21 protein-coding genes are annotated in these 21,096 nt (G+C 34.6%); 14 read left to right on the top strand and 7 right to left on the bottom strand.

All coding sequences use genetic code 11. From position 1 onward, the window contains the following. Positions 1-2,433, top strand: coding sequence for a GumC family protein (locus tag ABEB23_RS06945; protein ID WP_348811781.1), 2,433 nt, complete (start codon positions 1-3; stop codon positions 2,431-2,433). A gap of 115 nt (positions 2,434-2,548) precedes the next feature. Continuing rightward, positions 2,549-3,739: a BamA/TamA family outer membrane protein gene (locus ABEB23_RS06940; protein WP_348811780.1), complete on the top strand. Its 1,191-nt coding sequence runs from the start codon at positions 2,549-2,551 to the stop codon at positions 3,737-3,739. 18 nt (positions 3,740-3,757) lie between these two features. On the opposite strand, the gene ABEB23_RS06935 is transcribed toward ABEB23_RS06940, so the two are convergent. Next, positions 3,758-4,723 carry a T9SS C-terminal target domain-containing protein gene (locus tag ABEB23_RS06935; protein ID WP_348811779.1) on the bottom strand — a complete coding sequence of 322 codons (966 nt, stop codon included), beginning with the start codon at positions 4,721-4,723 and terminating at the stop codon, positions 3,758-3,760. Positions 4,724-4,812: 89 nt separating this feature from the next. On the opposite strand from ABEB23_RS06935, the gene ABEB23_RS06930 reads away from it, so the two are divergent. From ABEB23_RS06930 to ftsY, 10 genes are all read left to right on the top strand, one after another. Then, entirely contained in the window at positions 4,813-5,988 is a 1,176-nt protein-coding gene (locus tag ABEB23_RS06930) for a glycosyltransferase family 2 protein (RefSeq protein WP_348811778.1), read from the top strand. 83 nt (positions 5,989-6,071) lie between these two features. After that, the gene (locus ABEB23_RS06925; RefSeq protein ID WP_348811777.1) at positions 6,072-7,382 is read left to right on the top strand and encodes a dihydrolipoamide acetyltransferase family protein; all 1,311 of its coding nucleotides are present in this window, start codon (positions 6,072-6,074) and stop codon (positions 7,380-7,382) included. Between the two features lie 186 nt (positions 7,383-7,568). Continuing rightward, positions 7,569-8,339, top strand: coding sequence for an exonuclease domain-containing protein (locus ABEB23_RS06920; RefSeq protein ID WP_348811776.1), 771 nt, complete (start codon positions 7,569-7,571; stop codon positions 8,337-8,339). 90 nt (positions 8,340-8,429) lie between these two features. Further along, on the top strand, positions 8,430-9,041 hold the full coding sequence (locus ABEB23_RS06915; protein WP_348811775.1) for a fumarylacetoacetate hydrolase family protein: 612 nt from the start codon (positions 8,430-8,432) through the stop codon (positions 9,039-9,041). Further along, positions 9,041-9,385 (top strand): Hpt domain-containing protein, encoded by a 345-nt coding sequence (locus ABEB23_RS06910; protein WP_348811774.1) that lies wholly within the window; start codon positions 9,041-9,043, stop codon positions 9,383-9,385. Before ABEB23_RS06915 ends, ABEB23_RS06910 begins: the two co-directional genes overlap by 1 nt. Before the next feature lie 137 nt (positions 9,386-9,522). Continuing rightward, the gene (locus tag ABEB23_RS06905) at positions 9,523-10,773 is read left to right on the top strand and encodes a CinA family nicotinamide mononucleotide deamidase-related protein (RefSeq protein ID WP_348811773.1); all 1,251 of its coding nucleotides are present in this window, start codon (positions 9,523-9,525) and stop codon (positions 10,771-10,773) included. Positions 10,774-10,848: 75 nt separating this feature from the next. Further along, entirely contained in the window at positions 10,849-11,085 is a 237-nt protein-coding gene (gene rpmB, locus ABEB23_RS06900; protein WP_024980263.1) for a 50S ribosomal protein L28, read from the top strand. A gap of 28 nt (positions 11,086-11,113) precedes the next feature. Beyond that, on the top strand, positions 11,114-11,296 hold the full coding sequence (gene rpmG, locus ABEB23_RS06895) for a 50S ribosomal protein L33 (RefSeq protein ID WP_017495179.1): 183 nt from the start codon (positions 11,114-11,116) through the stop codon (positions 11,294-11,296). Between the two features lie 76 nt (positions 11,297-11,372). Then, positions 11,373-11,525 carry a DUF4295 domain-containing protein gene (locus ABEB23_RS06890; RefSeq protein ID WP_066310049.1) on the top strand — a complete coding sequence of 51 codons (153 nt, stop codon included), beginning with the start codon at positions 11,373-11,375 and terminating at the stop codon, positions 11,523-11,525. A 128-nt stretch (positions 11,526-11,653) separates the two neighbouring features. Further along, on the top strand, positions 11,654-12,607 hold the full coding sequence (gene ftsY, locus ABEB23_RS06885) for a signal recognition particle-docking protein FtsY (protein WP_348811771.1): 954 nt from the start codon (positions 11,654-11,656) through the stop codon (positions 12,605-12,607). 189 nt (positions 12,608-12,796) lie between these two features. On the opposite strand, the gene ABEB23_RS06880 is transcribed toward ftsY, so the two are convergent. After that, a complete protein-coding gene (locus ABEB23_RS06880) occupies positions 12,797-13,873 on the bottom strand; it encodes a serine hydrolase domain-containing protein (RefSeq protein WP_348811770.1) in 1,077 nt (358 codons plus the stop codon). 250 nt (positions 13,874-14,123) lie between these two features. Here ABEB23_RS06880 and ABEB23_RS06875 point away from each other — a divergent pair, with 250 nt between their 5' ends. Continuing rightward, on the top strand, positions 14,124-14,567 hold the full coding sequence (locus ABEB23_RS06875; protein WP_348811769.1) for a hypothetical protein: 444 nt from the start codon (positions 14,124-14,126) through the stop codon (positions 14,565-14,567). Then, positions 14,548-14,844, top strand: a complete 297-nt coding sequence (locus ABEB23_RS06870; protein ID WP_348811768.1) for a DciA family protein — start codon at positions 14,548-14,550, stop codon at positions 14,842-14,844. Before ABEB23_RS06875 ends, ABEB23_RS06870 begins: the two co-directional genes overlap by 20 nt. A 160-nt stretch (positions 14,845-15,004) precedes the next feature. On the opposite strand, the gene ABEB23_RS06865 is transcribed toward ABEB23_RS06870, so the two are convergent. The 5 genes from ABEB23_RS06865 to ABEB23_RS06845 all read right to left on the bottom strand — a co-directional run bounded on the left by ABEB23_RS06865 (position 15,005) and on the right by ABEB23_RS06845 (position 21,040). Further along, the gene (locus ABEB23_RS06865) at positions 15,005-15,424 is read right to left on the bottom strand and encodes a nucleoside-diphosphate kinase (protein WP_035640013.1); all 420 of its coding nucleotides are present in this window, start codon (positions 15,422-15,424) and stop codon (positions 15,005-15,007) included. Between the two features lie 111 nt (positions 15,425-15,535). Next, complete coding sequence (locus tag ABEB23_RS06860; protein WP_348811767.1) at positions 15,536-16,807, bottom strand: acyltransferase family protein; 1,272 nt, start codon at positions 16,805-16,807, stop codon at positions 15,536-15,538. 110 nt (positions 16,808-16,917) lie between these two features. Next, a complete protein-coding gene (gene bshC, locus ABEB23_RS06855) occupies positions 16,918-18,513 on the bottom strand; it encodes a bacillithiol biosynthesis cysteine-adding enzyme BshC (RefSeq protein ID WP_348811765.1) in 1,596 nt (531 codons plus the stop codon). Positions 18,514-18,728: 215 nt separating this feature from the next. Continuing rightward, positions 18,729-19,607: a hypothetical protein gene (locus ABEB23_RS06850; RefSeq protein WP_348811764.1), complete on the bottom strand. Its 879-nt coding sequence runs from the start codon at positions 19,605-19,607 to the stop codon at positions 18,729-18,731. Then, positions 19,607-21,040, bottom strand: coding sequence for an MBOAT family O-acyltransferase (locus ABEB23_RS06845; RefSeq protein WP_348811763.1), 1,434 nt, complete (start codon positions 21,038-21,040; stop codon positions 19,607-19,609). Before ABEB23_RS06845 ends, ABEB23_RS06850 begins: the two co-directional genes overlap by 1 nt. Positions 21,041-21,096 lie beyond the last annotated feature (56 nt).

The following is a 21,096-nucleotide window of genomic DNA, read 5'->3' as shown; positions in this document are numbered from 1 at the left end:
ATGGAAAATAATAAGTTAAACGAAGAATTTAAAAATGATTATCGATTTAAATCATTTTTAGAAAAGTACATAGTGCACTGGAAATGGTTTGCTATTAGTACTTGTATCGGCCTTTTTTTAGCATTCTTGTATTTGAGATATGCAACACCAGTATACAAAGCTGTAACGACAATATTGGTCAAAGATGAGAAGAAAGGAGAGATGCTATCTGAAATGTCTGCTTTTGCTGATTTAGGATTGACTTCTGGTTTAAAAAGAAATGTAGATAATGAAATTGAAATTTTGAAGTCTAAAACCTTAGTTGAAAGGGTCGTTAGAAAACTGGATTTGAATACTTTTTTCATGATTGAAGGTAGAATAATTGATGGAGAAATTTATAAAAAATCTCCAATCGATATTTTTTTTGTAGACAAAACGAATAATTTTCATAAAAATAGTATTAAGTTAAAATTTACAGAGTTAACTCCACAAACATTTTCGTTGGAAGATGATCCCTTTGAAGATGATGATCCAAAAGTTATCTTAAGTGATAAAAATGAGTTCAGGTATATGGAATTGATACCAACGAGATATGGACGTTTGATTATAAGTAAATCTAAATCTCCTGAAAAAATCACACTTGCTAAGGACCAATCCATTCACGTTATTGTCCGTCCTTTGGTTAAGGTCATAGAGAGTTTTAGAAGAAGACTTGAAGTGGAGCCTATCAGTAAAACGAGCAGCGTTGTTAATCTTTCTATATCAGATCCGATGGAAAAAAAATCGGAACTTTTCTTAAATAATTTGATTCAAATTTATAATGAAGATGTTGCTGCAGATAAGACTTTGATTTCTGATAATACTTCTAAATTTATTTCTGACCGATTGAAATTGATTACCCAAGAGCTCGAAGGAGTGGAACAGAACGTACAAAGTTTTAAAAAGTCCAATACACTTACCAATATTGATTCGGAAGCGAAACTTTATGTAGAAGGATCTAATGAATACGATAAAAAAGCCGTGGAGACTGAAATTCAGTTGAATGTGGTTTCCTCGATGTTGGACTTTATAAATAAAAGTAACAATAGTGAGTTGTTACCTAGCAATGTTATCACAGGACAGGGAGATGCTTCAGGATTAATTAGTTCTTATAATCAATTGGTTCTGGATCGAAACAGAATTTTAAAAACGGCGACCACAGCGAACCCATCCGTAGTTAAAATGGATCAGCAAATAGCCTCATTGAAATCTACCGTCAGAGAAAGTCTCTTACAAATGCAATCCAATTTGAGTATCCAAAAAAGAGATTTAAACAGAAATGAAGGGATTTTGAATACTAAAATAGGGAAAATACCAATTCAGGAACGTCAATTTAGGGTGATTGCCAGACAACAAAAAGTGAAAGAAGAACTGTATTTATACTTGTTGCAAAAGAGAGAAGAGACTGCAATTTCTTTATCGGCCGCCGAACCTAATATTAGGGTAATTGATTCGGCAACGACCGCGGAAATACCTGTTTCCCCTAAAAAAAATATAGTTTATTTTGCAGGTTTATTATTTGGGCTGCTGGTTCCTTTTGGGGCTATATACGCCGATAACTTATTGGACACTAAAGTAAAAAGCCTTTTAGATTTAGAGGAAAATTCAAATATTCCTGTTATAGGAGATGTGACTAAGGCACCTTCTTCTTCGGGATTTATTAAAGCAGATAGCAGGACAAGTTCTTCAGAAGCATTACGCATTATCAGAACAAATCTGGAGTTCATGCTTGGGAAAGTTCCTGATGGTACTGCCAAAACAATATTCGTGACCTCTACTTTTCCAAAAGAAGGGAAGACTTTTATTTCCGCAAATCTGGCTGCAATCTTTGCATTATCAGGAAAAAAAGTGTTGTTGATAGGTATGGATATTCGAAATCCGAAATTGGATACATTTATGACCCTGCCAGAGAAAGGTGTGACTAATTATTTGTCATCAAAAAGTATGGCTTTGAAGGATTTAATCGTAAAGTGTGATGGGTATAAAAACTTTTATATATTGCCATCAGGTGTTATACCTCCTAATCCGGCGGAGTTATTATTGAGTGAAAAAGTAGAAACACTTTTCAAAACGTTGAAATCACAGTACGATTATATTATTGTAGATAATTCGCCTGTCAGTATAGTAACCGATACCTTATTGACAGCTCAGTATGCAGATTGTTTTATTTATGTGGTTCGCGCCAATTTTTTAGATAAACGCATGCTAAATATGCCAAATAAATTATACAAAGATCAAAAATTACCTAACATGTGTTTGCTCCTTAATGCTACCAATTCTGAAAAAGGATATGGATATGGTTACGGCTATGGATATGGAAACGAGAAGAAAGTTTGGCATAAAGAGTTAATTAAGAAAGTAAAAGAAAAGGCTGAGGTAATTAATCTGGATAAACTTAAGAAGAAGGTAGTTTGATTTTTTGAGGATTGATTTTTTTTAAGCAGAAAAGTCTTCGGCATATTTATTCATTATCTTTGAATTACGAATGATTTTTCATGTTTAAATAATACACTTTTAGCCATTAAAATTTATGTCTTTCATTAGAGGGTATGAACTTCTGTTATTTGGTTTCTTTAGTACATTTTCTTGTTTCTCACAAGCCGATAGTACAAGACAGGATCAATTGGATATGAAGCACATCCTGAAAGAATTCTTCTTAAAAAAGGATACTCCTAAGGAATATAATGACAATAAAATAGCTTTCTCATTATTACCAGGACCCAATTCAAATAATACAACTGGCGGTCTGGTCGTGTCATTTGTAACTACATTTTATGTCGGCGGGAATCATGAAACCACCAAAATGTCGGAGGTCTATTTTTCTCCCAGTACCAGTTTTAATGGGCAATATACCTTTCCGATACAATCGTATATTTACACAAAAGACAATAAGTATAATTTTATTGGGGATTATCGGTATATGATTTATCCTCAACATACCTATGGTTTGGGAGGAAATACATCCACAGATCCACAGTCTACCGTAGATTATAAACAAATTAGATTTTATCAGTTTGTCAGCCGAAAGATAAAGGGGGATTTTCGATTGGGTTTGGGGGTTCAGTTAGATAATTATCAAGATATTTCAGAAGTTTCAGAAATTTCAGAGCCTACAGATTATAATTTATATATGGAAGGCGATTATTCAAATGAGCTCTCCTCAGGTATCGCTTTGCAGGCTTTATATGATTCCAGAAAGAACACTATAAACCCAGTCCAAGGGTATTATATAGAAGCCGATTATAGAATCAATTCCACAATTTTTGGAAGCGATAAAAATTGGAATTCCTTTTATTTCGATGCCAGAAATTACATTTCCCTTAGCGAAAAGAGCCATAGGGTATTTGCATCAAGATTATTTTATTGGTCCGTTTTTAATGGCAAACCCCATTATTTGGATTTGCCTAGTATTGGTTGGGACCGATATGGTAAAACGGGTAGAGGTTTCACTCGCAATCGGTACAGAAGTAATGCCTTGCTATATTTTGAAACTGAATACCGAACCGATATAACCCAAAACGGGTTTTTAGGAGCAGTGTTTTTTGCTAATGTTGCTTCTGTATCCGATTTTGATACCTATCATTTTAATAATTGGAATCCCGCCATAGGAACAGGCCTTAGGGTAAAATGGAATAAATTCAACGGATGTAACCTAGCCCTAGACTTTGGGGTGAGTAAAGAGGATTTTTCCTTTAGATTGAGTTTGTCGGAGAATTTTTAAACGTATTAGAGCTTGAGACTAATGCTTCAAATATGATTTTAAATAAGTACTTAAATCAAATTGATGTATTTTTTGAGGTGTATTAAGGAATGGTCTTTTTTCCAAAGCTTCATTGGTTATGTAATAATGAAGACCGTCCTGAGTCGAAATACTTTCAATTTGATAAAAAGGTAATGAGATATTTATTTTTCGTTTGTTTCCGGATAAGAAATCGGATTCCTTATAATCGTATAGAAGGTATATAAATGGTTGTACGGTTTTAGAATATCCAGAGAGAACAATCAATTTTTTTGAAGGCAAAAAAGCTGCTCCCGTTATTAACCCGTCTACATCAAGGGTTTGTTTTAATTGTGCAATATGATTACCCGGATTTTTTGGTAGGATATACACACTTGTTTTATTTAGTTTCCATTGTTTGGTAAACAAATAGATGCTGTTTTGCGAAACTATAAAGGCTTCGCAGTCAAAATCAGAGGTATTTTCTGTTTTTGTAATAAAATCTTTTTGGTCAGAATACGAGAATGAAATAGTATCAATTTCAGGTTTTTGCCGTAAGAAAGATTTTTTTTCGATTCTTAAAATTTTTAAATCGGTTCTGTTTCCTCTATAATTATTTCCAAAATCGCCAACATACAAATAATTGTCGTCTTGTGAAATTTCCTCCCAGTCATTATTAACTATCTTTTCGAGGGAAATTTTCTTTTTAATCAATCCCAAATTATTTATGCCATAAATGGTTTTATCGTTATCGTCATTGTGCGTCCACAATAAATTGTCGAATGCGATCAAACCAGAAGTTTCTTTGAGAGAGTCACTTAATGGTTCAGAATATTCCGGTTTTATTTTGGATGATACATACAAGCAGCTGCCGTCGTTCACAGTGGCTTTTGGGTTAAAATTTTTAGAAAGAGGATCTGTGCAACCTCTAATTTGAGCATAGGTTGAGCTGATACATAAGCAGAGAAGTAAAACTGTTTTTTTCATGGAAAGAGTGATGCTAATCTTGTTTTGTCAAAAGTAAGATTTTAAAAGAAAGCATTTAAGAAATTCACTTCTTTAATTATATTTGTTCCATGCAGCTATCCGTCATCATCCTCAATTATAATGTACGCTATTTTCTGGAACAATGTGTTTTAAGTGTTCAAAACGCATTGGAAACGATAGAGGGAGAAATTATTGTAATCGATAATAATTCCCAAGATGACAGTTGTAAAATGATGCAAGAGCGTTTTCCGAATATAAAACTCATTCGTAATTCAGAAAATACCGGATTTCCAAAAGGCAATAACATGGGTGTAGCTGGAGCCAAAGGGGAGTATATCTGTATCCTGAACCCCGATACCGTTGTCGCCGAAGATACTTTTATAAAAGTGTTGGCTTTCGCCAAAAAACAAAAGGATTTGGGAATCATCGGCTGTAAACTGATTGATGGATCCGGAAATTTCCTCCCGGAAAGCAAACGCGGTGTTCCCACACCTTGGGTCGCTTTTACCAAAATCACAGGTTTGTATAAGTTGTTTCGATCCCGAAGCCTCGGGGCAAGAATATTCGGGAATTATTATGCAGGATATTTAGACAAGAACCAAACCGGAAAAGTGGCCATTCTGGTAGGTGCCTTTATGGTTATGAAAAGAGATTTATATCTTGAATTGGGTGGGTTTGACGAAAATTGTTTTATGTATTCAGATGATATCGATTTGTCTTACAGGGTATTGCAAAAAGGGAAGTCTAATTATTATTTTCATGAAACTACTGTCATCCATTACAAGGGGGAAAGTACAATTAAAGACGAGACGTACATGAAGCGTTTTCAGGAAGCCATGAATTTTTTTTACAAAAAACATTTTCGTGTCTCCATGTTATTTTCTCTTTTTATGAAATTGGGAATTGTCTTTTTTTCTTTTGTCAAAATGTTTCAGGGACGTCCCAAAACTAAAATCGCTCCCCAATCATTTCTGCTGTATTCTTCAAATGAAAAACTGGTAAAAAAAATAGCTTTTGTTTTACAAAAAAAAGTCTTTTTTCACGATTTGAAAGCAGAAAAATTGGTAAATTCGTCTTCTTTTAGAAGTGGTCCGGGAACCGAAATTATTTTGGATAACGAATTTGTTTCATTCAAAGAATGTATTGCAATTTTTGAATCTTTAAAAAACAAAGGATTTACCTTTAAAATAGTACCAAAAAACTCTAATTTTTTGATTGGAAGCAATAATAATAGCGAAAGAGGTGAAATTATAAAAATTAAGTAAAAATTACATTAAATGTAATTTATGTTTAAAATATTTAGTAATTTCGCAAACTGAAAATCAAAATCACCTTTTAGGTTAATAATATGGCAAGATTTGAATTAAAACTTCCAAAAATGGGAGAAAGTGTCGCAGAAGCAACCATTACAAATTGGTTGAAACAAGTAGGAGACAAAATTGAAGCTGATGAAGCAGTACTTGAAATTGCTACTGATAAAGTAGATAGTGAAGTTCCGAGTGAAGTTTCGGGTGTTTTAATAGAGCAGTTGTTTGGTAAAGATGATTTGGTTCAGGTAGGACAAACAATCGCTATTATAGAAACAGAAGGTGGAGATACAGTCACAGCTATAAAGGAAACATTTGTTCCGGCTGAGGTGGAAGCGATTGAAAAAACTGTTGAGGCGGCCAAAGAAAGTGTTGCTGTTCCAACTGATTTTTCTGATTCTGAAAAATTCTTATCGCCTTTGGTAAAGAACATTGCTGCTGCAGAAGGAGTGACAGTTGCTGAATTAGCAAGTATTTCCGGAACAGGAAAAGAAGGAAGGGTTACTAAAAATGATATTTTAGAGTACGTTAAAAATAGAGGAAATAAAGCTGTTGTTGCACCTGCAAAAACGGTTGAAGCTCCTAAAGCTGTTGAGGCTTCGGCTCCAGTGGCTCAAAAAGCAGCTCCGGTATCTATAAGTGGTGGAGATGAGATCATAGAAATGGACAGAATGCGTAAGCTGATTTCTGGTTATATGGTAGCTTCAGTGCAAACATCTGCTCACGTACAATCGTTCATTGAAGTAGATGTTACGAATATTGTAAAATGGAGAGAGAAAAATAAAAATGCTTTCGAAAAACGAGAAGGAGAGAAGTTGACTTATACTCCAATCTTTATGGAAGCTGTTGCAAAAGCATTGAAAGATTTTCCGGGAATGAATATTTCTGTTGATGGGGATTTTATCATTAAAAAGAAAAACATCAATCTTGGGATGGCTGCGGCTTTGCCAAACGGAAACTTAATTGTTCCTGTTATTAAAAATGCAGATCAATTGAATTTGGTTGGAATGGCAAAAGCGGTAAATGATTTAGGAAACCGCGCCAAAATGGGTAAACTTAAGCCGGACGACACACAAGGAGGAACTTATACAGTTACTAATGTAGGTACTTTTGGAAGTGTTTTTGGAACGCCAATCATTAATCAACCGCAAGTAGGTATTTTAGCTCTTGGGGCTATTCGTAAAATGCCGGCTGTAATTGAAACTCCGGAAGGTGATTTCATAGGCATTCGTCAAAAAATGTTCTTGTCGCACAGTTACGATCATCGTGTTGTGGATGGTGCATTAGGAGGAAGTTTTGTGAAACGAGTGGCTGATTATTTAGAGGCTTTCGATATTGACAGAGATTTTTAAAATTATATAATTACCGTTAAAACCCGATCATTTTTTAAAAGTGATCGGGTTTTTCTTTTTAGGCTGTTAGTGTCGGATTGGTGTTTTTGAGTCTTGTCTTTTGATGTTTTTGGGAACTTTAAATCTTAAACTGTAAGCCAAATTAAACTCAAATCTCTATATTTGTAATCTTATTAAAATTAAAAAATGGAACTTAAACTTAATAAACCAATTTGCTTTTTCGATTTAGAAACTACTGGAATTGATATAGGGAAAGATAGAATTGTTGAGATATCGATATTTAAAGTTTTTCCTAACGGAAATAAAGAAAGTAAAACATGGTTAGTTAATCCAACTATTCCAATTCCACCTCAATCAACAGCGATTCACGGTATTAGTGATGAAAAAGTAGCCAATGAACCAACGTTCAATGAACTGGCTTCTCATGTTTATAATATGATTAAAGATAGTGATTTGGGTGGTTTTAACTCTGATCGTTTTGATATTCCATTATTAGCGGAGGAATTACTTCGTGCGGGAGTTGATTTTGATATGAAAAACAGAGTTTCAGTTGATGTTCAGACTATTTTTCATAAAATGGAAGAACGTACTTTGAGTGCGGCACTTAAATTTTATTGTGATAAAGGTCTTGAAAACGCTCATTCTGCAGAGGCGGATACGATGGCTACCTATGAAATTCTGAAAGCACAGTTAGAGCGTTATCCTGAATTGGAGAATGATATGAAGATATTGTCTGAATTTACTACAAGGAAAAAAATAGCTGATTTTGCCGGTATGATTGCCTTTGATAAAGATAACGAAGAGATTTTTACTTTTGGGAAGCATAAAGGAATGAAGGTAGAAAAAATCCTGGAAACGGAGCCAGGTTATTTCAGCTGGATACAAAACGCCGATTTTCCATTATATACCAAGAAAGTTTTAACGGCAATCAAATTACGCAAATTAAATACCAAATAAGGTTCTAAGGACTAAGCTTCTAAGGTTCTGAGTTTTTAAACTTGGTTTCTTAGTGTCTTAGAATCTCAGAGTCTTAGAATCTTTAAAAAAATGAAAATAATCTGCATCGGTAGGAATTATACCAATCATATAGAGGAATTGCAAAACGAAAGGCCTACTGAGCCTGTTGTTTTTATGAAACCGGATTCGGCTATTTTATTGAAACAACATCCATTTGTAATTCCGGAATTTTCTGAAGATATTCATCATGAGATCGAAATTATTGTAAAAATTAATAAAGTTGGGAAGTACATAGAACCACAGTTTGCTCATAAATATTATGATGAGATTAGTGTGGGGATTGATTTTACAGCCCGGGATTTACAAGCAAAATTAAAGTCAAAAGGCTTGCCTTGGGAAAAAGCAAAAGCTTTTGACGGTTCGGCTGTTATTGGAGAATTTTTACCAAAAAGTCAGTTTAGTTCGCTAGAAAATCTTACATTTGAATTAACTAACAATAATTTGTCGGTTCAAAAAGGGAATTCAAGTTTTATGTTGTGGAAAATTGACGAGTTGATTTCATACGTTTCGCAATTTTTTACTTTGAAAATAGGGGATATTATTTTTACAGGAACGCCGGAAGGAGTTGCTGCGGTAAAACCGGATGATGTCTTAGAAGGATTTTTAGAAGGACAAAAATTATTTAGAATACAAGTAAAATAATGGCTTTAAAATACAACCTTTCGAAAGTGTACGCTCTCTCGGATAATGATCCGGAATTTGTAAAAGAAATTCTCACTTTGTTTGTAAACGAAGTTCCTGAAGATTTAAAACAAGTTAAAGAGGGGATAAAAAAAAAGGATCATAAATATGCCTATTCTTATGCGCATAAAATAAAACCAAGCTTGGATTTGCTGGGACTGAATGTTGCTTTTGAAGAAATTCTGCAAGTAGAGGCCTGGACAAAAGCGGAAGGTAAAAAGAAAGATATTATAGAAACTTTCAAAAGTATTAGAAGTCAAGTTAAAGATGCTATTAAAGAAATCAAGAAAGATTTCGATTTGTAGTTACTTCTTTTAATCTCTCAGTAATTATTCATTTGTTTTTTAAGACATGGTTACAGTCAATCTCTCTGAATTTGAGGGGTGATTGTTTTTTGTCTTGTATTTAAAAATGAATTGAAAACCAAAATCATATATCAAAAATGAAAGCAACCATAATTACTATAGGTGACGAAATTTTAATAGGGCAAATAGTAGATACAAATTCGGCTTTCATAGCCAAATCATTAGATAGGATCGGTGTTGAAATCAATGAAATGATTTCTATCAGTGATGATAAGCAACACATTCTGGATACTTTTACAAAACTGCAAAACACAGTGGATTTGGTTATTATTACTGGAGGTTTAGGGCCAACAAAGGATGATGTTACTAAAAAAACATTTTGTGAATATTTTGAGGATGAGTTGGTTGTTAATCAAGAGGTTTTGGCTCATGTGACGCAACTTATAGAAGGTTTTTATAAGCGGACTATTACGCAAATCAATAAAGATCAAGCGTTGGTTCCTTCAAGATGTACTGTTCTTCATAATCAGGTGGGTACAGCGCCCGGGATGTGGATGAAAAAAGAAAATACTGTTTTTATTTCGCTTCCTGGTGTTCCGTTCGAAATGAAATATTTAGTGGATAATGAAATTATCCCAAAAGTTGTAAAAGAGTACGAACGTCCTTATATTCTTCACAAGACAATTCTGACCTACGGGCAAGGCGAAAGCATGGTGGCTGAACGCATTGAGGAATGGGAAGATAATCTTCCCGAGTTTATAAAATTAGCCTATTTACCAAGTCCCGGAAGAGTGCGTTTGCGTCTTTCCGGTCGAGGAACAGATAAGGCAAAGCTAGAAGCGGCTCTTGATGAAAAAGTGAAATCATTGGATGCTATTATTCATGATATTATAGTGGGTTTTGAAGAGGATGAAACTCTAGAAGTTGTTGTAGGAAGGATTTTAAAAAAACAAAATAAGACTATAGCTACAGCAGAAAGTTGTACGGGGGGGAAAATTGCTGAAGTTTTGACGTCAGTTTCCGGTTCTTCCAATTATTTTAAAGGAAGCGTGGTGTCTTATGCTACGGAGGTGAAAATTAATGTTTTAGGAATTCCTGAAAGCCTTATTGAAGCACATTCCGTTGTGAGCGCTGAGATAGTTACGGCAATGGCTTTGAAGGTAAAAGAAATGATGAAAACGGATTACGTAATAGCTACCACAGGTAATGCTGGTCCTACAAAAGGAGACTCAAATGCGGAAATTGGAGCTGTTTTTATTGCTTTGGCAACACCGGATGGAATAATTGTTGAGGAATTTAATTTTGGTCAACCACGTGAAAAAGTGATAGATAGAGCTACGATTAAGAGTTTGGAAATGTTGCAGAAAGAAATTTTGAAAAATGTGTAATGTTTTTTTTGCGTAATAGGTTTATTTTTCTTTTCTTTGCACCCTGATTTTGAATAACGATAAAAGATAAGCATAATGTCAAGAGTTTGTGACCTTACAGGTAAAAGAGCGATGGTAGGAAATAACGTTTCTCACGCTATGAATAAGACTAAGAGAAAGTTTTCTGTAAACTTAGTTAAAAAGCGTTTTTATCTTCCAGAAGAAGATAGATGGATTACTCTTAGAGTAGCTGCATCTACGATAAAAACAATTAATAAAAATGGAATTGCTGCTGTATTGAAAAAAGCGCAATCAGAAGGATTTATCAAATAATCTTTTTCCAAAATAAATATATAGCAAGATGGCAAAGAAAGGTAATAGAATCCAGGTAATTTTAGAATGTACTGAGCACAAAACTTCAGGTGTTGCAGGGACTTCAAGATACATAACAACAAAGAACAAAAAAAATACTCCGGACAGATTAGAGATTAAGAAATTTAATCCAATCTTGAAACGTGTAACAGTTCACAAAGAAATTAAGTAATAATTAGAGATTTTGTAAAGTCTCAAGTGGTTTTTCCATTAGAGTTTTTATGAAAATTTCAAATAACATTTGAATCATGGCAAAGAAAACCGTAGCATCGTTACAAACAGCTTCTAAGAGATTATCAAAAGCCATCAAAATGGTGAAATCTCCTAAAACTGGTGCATATACATTCGTAGAATCTATTATGGCTCCTGAAGCAGTTGATGAATTCTTGAAAAAGAAATAATTTACAATAGCATTTATAGAAAAGCTACTTTCATTCGGAAGTAGCTTTTTTATTTTCTATATTTACCGTTAGAAAAGTGTTTTGGACTAGTATGTCTAATTACTTCATTTTTAATACTATTTTATACAATGAGTTTTTTTAAAAGAATATTTTCATCAGAAAAAAAAGAAACATTAGACAAAGGTCTTGAGAAATCAAAAACAACTTTCTTTTCTAAGCTGTCCAAAGCGGTTGCCGGAAAGTCAAAAGTTGATGATGAAGTCTTAGATGATTTAGAGGAAATTCTGGTTTCTTCGGATGTTGGTGTCAATACTACCTTAAAAATAATCACCCGTATAGAGAAACGCGTTGCTTCTGATAAATATTTAGGTACTGACGAACTGAATGAAATACTTCGTGAGGAAATAGCCGGTTTGTTATCTGAAACGAATACTGGTGAAGCCACTGAATTTGTAATTCCGATCCAAACCAAGCCTTACGTGTTAATGGTTGTTGGTGTAAATGGAGTTGGTAAAACAACTACGATTGGAAAGTTAGCGTATCAATTTAAAAAAGCAGGTTATAAGGTGGTTTTGGGTGCAGCGGATACTTTTCGTGCTGCCGCTATTGATCAATTACAAATATGGGCTGACAGAGTTGGCGTTCCTATTGTAAGACAGAATATGGGAAGTGATCCTGCTTCTGTTGCTTTTGATACATTACAATCAGCTGTTGCGCAAGATGCCGATATTGTTATTATTGATACAGCGGGCCGTTTGCATAATAAGATTAATTTGATGAACGAATTATCCAAAGTAAAGCGTGTTATGCAAAAAGTCGTTGCTGATGCGCCACACGATGTATTATTGGTTTTGGATGGCTCAACAGGACAAAATGCTTTTGAACAGGCTAAACAGTTTACTGCCGCTACCGAAGTATCTGCTCTTGCGGTTACCAAACTTGACGGAACTGCGAAAGGTGGTGTAGTAATTGGGATTTCAGATCAATTTCAGATTCCTGTAAAATACATTGGTGTAGGAGAAGGAATCGAGGATCTGCAGGTTTTCAATAAATATGAATTTGTAGATAGTTTTTTTAAATAAAATTGCAAAATGAGTTTTTCGTCTTTAAAAAATAGTAACCCTATCTATTTTTATTTTATTAGTATTGCTTCTTTCGTTTTGGCGAATCTGATGAGAGAAAAAAGCATTGAATTTTATTATGCTTTATTGGTAATTGGATTGGTTTTCTTTTTTTTAGGTTTGATGAAAAGAATGAAAACAAAGTAGATTTTATTGGTACAAAGCACTGATTTTTGTCCATAATTCTGCGTCAAAACCAGATAAAGCAAAAGTTGGATTTTCAGGATTGGCGACTTCTCCCATTCTGATGACGACCATTTTCTTACTGGGTATTACATATATTTTTTGGTCATTTTTTCCCAAAGCCATAAACATATCGTTTGGGGCGGTCGGAATTAAGCTTCCGTTGAATTGTATTTGTGTTTGCGGTAAATGATAACTGGCTTTTCCGTTCAACCACCACAAATAGCCATATCCCAAATTGATGGATTGTGACGTAGTTGCGGCTTCGTTAAAGTAGTCTTCATTGAGGACTACGGAGGTATCCCATTTTCCTTTATTGTACATCAATAAACCAAAACGGGCCATACTGCGAGAAGTACTGGCATAAACCAAATTGTTGTCCTTCTGGGTCCAAGTGCCGTTCATGCCTATTTTGTTCCTTAATTTAGCATTAAAATAGTTGCTCCAGGTTTGTCCTGAAGCTTGCGCGATAACATCCTGTAATTTTACGTACACATTGTGATAGGCCCATCGTGTTCCTGCATCGGCTTTGTATTGAAGACTGGCGGGAGAAACATCATCACCATTAGCGATATCTTCTATTCCGGAAGTCATACTGAGTAAATGTTTATTCGTAATCAGATTTTCCTTGGCTAAAGGCATATTTGTCCATCCAGTTCCGATGTAATCAGAGACTTTGTTATTGATGTTCAAAATACCTTCCTGTTGGGCGATTCCTGTTAGTGTGCTTGTCAAAGTTTTTCCGGCACTGGCCCAATACCAATTGGTTGAGGCCGTATGACCATTGAAATAATTTTCAATAACAATTCGTCCATTGACAAGAATTATAAATGATTTAGAATTTTTGAGTTCCAGATAATCTAAAAGCGGTTGTACAGCGGTTTGGTTCCAGCCCAAACTGGTAATTGATTTGGTTTCCCAAGTTGTACCTGATAATGGAGGGAAGTATAGTTTTTCAGAAGGTGTTGGAGTAGGTTCAGCGGTTTCTGAATTGCAACCGATGCAAAATAAAACAATAAACAGCCTGTATATTTTTTTTGTCATGGTCTCTAAATATTGAATATCAGATGAGACCAAAAATATAGAAAATAGTTTAATGTGTTTGCTGTTTTTTTGTTTTCTTTGAATTGAATAAGTGTAACTTTGCGGTATTGAAAATAGTTTCTTGGAACTGATAAATGCCCTAGCCCTGATGGAAGCGGCATCCTTTTTTTTGTGATTATGACGAAGGAAAAAATTACAAAAAAAAGATATAGCGTACAGCAGGAGATAGCTCCTAAAAAAATGTATAATTATGAAAAACACATTCAGAATTCTTATTTTGTCCTTACTATTTGTTGGATGTCAGCAAAAGATAAAACCTACCGATATTGCCAAAATCAATGGATATTGGGAGATTGAAAAAGTTGTTTTAGAGGATGGGGATGATAAGGAGTATGGGATGAATGAAAATTTTGATTATTTCGAGATTGGCAAAAACAACAAAGGGATTCGCAAGAAAGTAATGCCGCAATTGGACGGGACTTTTCTGGTAAATGATACTTATGAGAATGTATCGGTACGATTTGCAGACGATAAAGCATATTTGGATTATTCGACACCTTACATGAAATGGACGGAGGAAATAGTTGCTTTATCAGCAGATAAATTAGTTATGCTGAATGCCGAAAAAAAAGAATATCATTATAAAAAAACACAACCAATAAATCTTCTGGAAGATGGCAAAAAGACTAAATAATCAAAGTACGGTTGGGGATGTTTTGAAACAGATTATCCAAGTGAACAAACTCCAATCCGGGATGGATCAGATTGACGTGAAAGATGCTTGGAAAAACCTTATGGGTAATGGCGTAAACAGTTATACCCGTAATGTGGTTTTGAAAGGAAGTACTTTGTATGTGGAACTTACTTCTTCTGTTTTGCGTGAGGAATTAAGTCATGGAAAGTCTAAGATTATTACCATGATTAATGAAGAGCTGAGACGTGATGTGGTAAGAGATGTTGTTTTGAGGTAGGAATTTTAGATTATTGGATTTGCGTAGGATAATTATTTAGATTTCCGAGATTTTCATTTTTATAACTAAAAAAACAAACCCCGCTTAAGAATTAAGCGGGGTTCGTTTTTTATCTAAAAATCTAGAAGTCTAAAAAATCCATAAATCTAAGAAGTATAAATTAAAACTGCTCTCTTCCAGCAAAGTGGAAAGCACTTTCGATAGCTGCATTCTCATCACTGTCTGAACCGTGAACTGCATTTTCTCCGATTGAAGTAGCGTATGCTTTACGGATAGTTCCTTCAGCAGCTTCAGCAGGATTTGTAGCACCAATTAAAGTTCTGAAATCTTCTACCGCATTTTCTTTTTCTAAAATTGCAGCAACAATAGGTCCTCTTGACATGAATTCTACTAATTCACCATAAAAAGGTCTTGCAGCGTGAACTGCGTAAAATGCTTGAGCATCAGCAACAGTCAATTGAGTTAATTTCAAAGAAACGATTTTGAAACCTCCATTGGTAATCATTGCCAAAATATTTCCGATGTGTCCGTTAGCAACTGCATCCGGCTTAATCATTGTAAATGTTCTATTGGTAGCCATTTTTCTGTGTTTTTAAATTTTGTGCAAAAATAGATTTTTTTTATTGATTAATTTTAATAAATCAATAATTAAAAGGTGATTATTTGGTATTAATGCGGTTATTTCAAACCCTTATACTTTGAAAATCATCTTGTTTTTGTAAAAATACCACAATAGAATTGTCCAAAATCCCACATAAATTAAGGCAAAAACTAAGGAAGCGGTCATGGGATTATTAAAAAAGGGTTGTATCGCAAAAGAATAGAGATAATCTAAAAGATTGATTTGTTCTGTTGGTATTTTTGGATTTTGGAAAGAAATCATCTGGAATGCCTGCGGAATAATTTCAGAAAGAAAGAATACAATCATTGGATTGACACCCCAAAATAAAAATATTTTGGTCCATTTTTTATAGTTGGAAATATCAATGATATAATAAAAAACGGTTAAACAAAGGATGGCTAATCCTCCTGTGTATAATACAAAAGAGCTGGTCCATAGGGATTTGTTTATTGGGAAAATGATGTTCCATACTAAGGCGATCACCACAAGTATGGCACCGTAAATTCCTAGTTTTTTTGCTATTTCAAGTTTCGGTAAATTATGGTTAAGCAATTGTCCGATGAACATTCCGATGATTCCGGTTGCGATTGCCGGAATAGCACTCAGAATCCCTTCAGGATCCCAAGTATTGGTCACTTCCCACATATGTCCTTTTAACGCAACACTATCGACCCAAGCCGCTAAATTGGTTCCTTTCTCTAAATTGGATAAACCAAATCCAGGAACCGGAACCAGTGTCATTATTCCCCAATAACCCAATAATAGTCCTAAGGCCACCAGTAATTGTGTCTTTTGTGTCGTTTTTAAATACAAAAGAGAGATTATGAAATAGATAATAGCGATTCGTTGTAAAACGCCTGGAAGTCTAACATTTTGATAAGCTTCGATACCGCTGTAAGCCAAGAAAAAGTAAATAACAAGTATTGAAAAGGCCAAATAGGTTTTGATTTTTGAATTGAAATTACCCATTAAAGCATAACCCACAGCAGCCGTTATCACTAATCGTCCAATTAATAAAGGAATTCCTTCCAATCCGAAGAGTTGGATTTTTCCGAAAAAATTAAAGAAGACACCCAAACAAAACATTCGGACCGAGCGAACCAATATCCTGTTAAAAGTGGTACTGTCAAAAGTTTTGGTTGGCATGGCAAATGCAACTGCCACTCCCATGATAAAAATAAAAAACGGAAAAACTAAATCGGTAGGAGTACAGCCGTGCCAATCTGAGTGTAATAAAGGAGGATAAACTGTTGCCCAACTTCCGGGATTATTGACAATTGTCATTAGTAAAATAGTAAATCCTCGAAATACATCCAGTGAAATTAGGCGCTCTTTGGTCATTTTTTTTAAGTTACTGAGATTCTGCGTCTCTGAGTTTTTTAAAGGTTTTTAATTTTTGTTTTTAAATCTTAGCTGCTTAGAATCTTAGTGACTCAGGAACTTAGAATCTGCTAAATTCCTAAAGTTATTATATTAAAATTTTGCTCTAAAGGTTTTAGTTTGCTTATTAACGTTGGAATCAAATTCGCCCCGTTTTCAATATAGAATTCAGAAAAATTGGCTTGACGTTCTTGTAAGCTTTGGTTGGGAAATAATTCGTTTTGCAATTCGGTAATGCGTTCCAAGACATCGCTTAATTTTCTTTTTTGTGCTTTCAGCAAACGTTTCTCTAAATTCTCCAATCCTTTTGTCTGCTTTACTTCCTGAGCTTTTACCGCTCCTGCAAAAGACTGGTCGGTATGATTGGTCAGTTCGAAAAGTGTCTCGAATTGTTTGCTTAATTGCTCTTTCAGATCCGTTAAGTCAACTGGAAACTCAGAAAATTGTTTGGTTTTATGGTTAACCAAATCTGCTTGTTTCGAAAATAAGTCTTTCCAACTCAAATCTAATTTGTCCGCTTTTTTGGCTTGTTTTTCGGTTGCTAGTAGTACAGAATTACGGACTAATAATATTGGGAAAGTTACTTTTACTGCTTCAAAGAATGATTTCAGTTCCAGCCAATAGGCAATTTCACCGCCACCACCGATATAACATAAATTGGGCAAAATAACTTCCTGATATAACGGACGCATAATCACGTTAGGACTGAATTTTTCGGGATGTTTTTCTAACAATTTTATAATCTCCGTTTCTGAAAACTCGATTTTAGTATTGTTTACTTTGTATGTTCCATTTTCCAGGATGATGCGTTCTCGTAAATTATCTTCGATGAAAAATAAATTGATTTCACGAGGATTCACCTGAACGGTATAGTCTTTTAATTTTTCGGCTGTTTCCAGAACCCATTTCTGCGAAGATTGGTGTATTAATTCTTCTTTGACAAAAGGAATAAATGCTTTTTTTAAGTCGGAATTGTCCGCATCCAAAATAACCAAACCTTGAGCACCAAACAACGCATTGGCTAAATGTCTTGTGGCATCGGCTAAATTATCATGGCGAAGGTAGGAATCCTCAAATAGTTTTTTGATTGTATTGGCATTGGTGCTTGAACCAATTTCAAGTGCATAGACTTCAAGAAAATCAGCCAGACCTTCGGTAGATAATCTTCCAACAGGACCTGTGCTTGCCGTGTTCCAACGGAATTTTTTTCCTTTAAAATTGAAATAATTGATTTCTTCAAAATCATGATCTTCCGTTGCCATCCAATAAATGGGAACAAAATTGTAATGGGGATATTTCGTTTTTAGTTCATTGGTCAGATTAATGGTCGAAATAATTTTATACAAGAAATACAAAGGACCACTAAATAAATTCAATTGATGTCCGGTGGTAACCGTAAACGTAAAGGGGCTGGCTAAAGCGGCAATATTTTGTTGGGTTAAAACCGAAGTTTCAGTGCCAGCATATTGTCTTTGTAAAACAGAAACCAAAGATGCTCTTGAAGTATCATCAAAATTGGTCTGTTTCTCCAGTATTTGTGCTTCAAAATTTTCGAGTGTTGGAAACCGATGGTATAAAGACTGCAGATTGGGCTTTTGATCTAAATAATCATTCATTAAAGAAGAAAAATATCCGGAATTCTGATAGCTGATACAGTCGGTTGGCATAGTTTTAAGTTTCTAAATTTGTCGCTAAAATAAGAAAAAGTAAAGTTATGTTTTTTTGGTTTATGAAATGTTTGGGAAACTCCTATTTTTAATTTAGTGTATAAATCAAACTGCTTCCCCCTTAATAAATAAACTAACTTCATTACATTCTGTTTAATCTGCAGAATATGATGAAGTTATTAGTTTTGTTGTCCAATCCGCGTAGTGGAAGTGGATTATTTATTAAAAAAATCTTTCAGTAATTTTTTGGTCAGAATTGTGGCGCCATTTATATTCATATGTCCGCAGGTGGTGAAATAACGGTCGTCTTTAACCACCGTGTCATACCTTTGAATTTCAGGATATACTTTGGTTACTTCATCAAAATATTCGCGATTTTTAGTATTTTCACAAATAGGTGTAGTTACAGCTATTAACCGAATATTGTTTTTTTTGCACAGGGCTTTTATTTTTTCGTAACTCTCATTTCGATTGGCAATCAGTCCTGTTAAATTGTTTTTCATGTTTTTTCCTTCACCTTTTAGAGCATAAAAACCTCCGTCATGCATTAGGTTGCTTGGCTTTTTTCTAAAGGTATCCCAACATTCTCTAAATCCGATAACAGCACCATACTCAATGTATCTGTAAAAAGGCACATAATACCAGGCGTAGTAATCCGGTTGATCGGATAAGTAGTTGGCAATGGTTTTAGAATGATGAATATAAGGCAAAAATTGCGCAGTATGTTTTGGTGATGGTTGTTGGTCGCCGCCAATATTTAAATCAATCTGGATAATTACATTTTTGATTTGATAGTCGCGTTCCAACATCAATTCCAGCATCAAAGCGGTTTCATATAAATGAGAACCACTCACGCCATAATTAAAGGTTTTGAGTCCTGCTTTTTCAAAAACAGAAGTGACAAAATGATTATTAGCACGGGACGATCCCAAGAAAATAACATCAAAATTTTTCTTCTCGGAATTGTAAATAGCATTTGTTTTATTTCGATTGCTATCATGTAAATATACCTGCGTAAAAACCAGGTCGAACAGGCAAAGCAAAAGGAACAAAAGTCCAAGTATTTTGGCTATAAATAGGACAAACTTTTTCATTAAAATTGAAAATATATAAATTCTTTATAATCCGAAAACACGCCCCATAATACAATTCCCAACAAACAAAAAGCGACTTTAGCCCAAGAATATCGTCCGGACAAGGGTTCGATTTGGTTGCGATAACGCCATTCAAAACCTACGAACAATAGAATTAATAACACTAATTCATAGTTGTATCGTTGGTTGGCGAGATACTGGGAATGGAAAACGCCTTGTGTAAACATGCGTTTGATATAGTCCACGGCAGTACTGATACTCGGAGCTCTAAAGAAAATCCATGCCAAACAAGTTAGCATAAAAGTACTCAGGATCTGCCAGAATGTTTTTAAGGATGCAAGGGAAAAACGCATGTCTACAGCATCAACATGGTTTCGGTTTTTATTTAATAGTAACAAGGGTAAAAAATAGAGCGCATTGATTGCTCCCCATGCCAAAAAAGTCCAATTGGCGCCGTGCCAAAATCCACTCAGCAGGAAAATCACAAAAACATTGCGCACTTGTTTTAGTTTACTGCCTTTGCTTCCGCCTAATGGTATATACACATAATCCCGAAACCAAGACGACAGCGAAATGTGCCAACGACGCCAAAATTCGGCTATATCTCTCGAAAAATAGGGGTAATTGAAATTACGTAATAGCTCAATACCGAAGAGTTTGGAGACCCCTAAAGCGATATCGGAGTAGCCTGAAAAATCGCCATAGATTTGGAAGGCAAAATAAACGGCTCCAATCCCCAAGGAAAGGGAATTCATACTTTCGTAATTGTCAAAAATGGCATTGGCGTAAGTAGCACAGGTATCTGCAATGACCACCTTTTTAAACAATCCCCAAAGAATTTGGTATACTCCTGATTTGGCTTGATCATAATCAAATTTTCGGGCTATTTTAACTTGAGGCAATAAATGGGTCGCACGTTCAATAGGTCCCGCTACCAAAAGCGGAAAATAACTCACAAACAGAGAATAGTCTATAAAATTACGTTCGGATTTGATGCGTTTTAAATAAATGTCAATCAAATACGATAGTCCGTGGAAAGTATAAAACGAAATTCCAACGGGCAGAACCAATTTCAATAAAAGTGGATTTGCCTGAAAACCTAGTGAATTCAAGAGGTTTGCCATAGAAACGGCAAAGAAATCATAGTATTTAAAAATTCCCAGAAATCCCAAGTTGATACTTACACTGACCCAAAACCAAATTTTTCTGCTTGATTCTTTTTCACTTTGTTCGACCTTAAGAGCGGTAAAATAGTCCAGAAAAGTTGAGAAAACCAATAAAAACAAAAAACGCCAATCCCAACAAGAATAGAAATAATAACTTGCTAAAATTAAAATGATGTTTTGCATTTTTTTGGAAGAACGTCCAATATACCAATACAGTAGGAATACCAATGGTAGAAAAATTGCAAAATGTAAGGAATTGAAAAACATTATTGAGTTGGTTTAGAGAGCTTTTAGAATTATTTAAAAACTTACTTTAAATAATT

Origin of the sequence: Flavobacterium maritimum (assembly GCF_040049085.1) — a bacterium.
Taxonomy (GTDB): domain Bacteria; phylum Bacteroidota; class Bacteroidia; order Flavobacteriales; family Flavobacteriaceae; genus Flavobacterium; species Flavobacterium maritimum.
The sequence above is the reverse complement of the archived record's forward strand: the minus strand, read 5'-3'. Positions and strand labels throughout refer to the sequence as shown.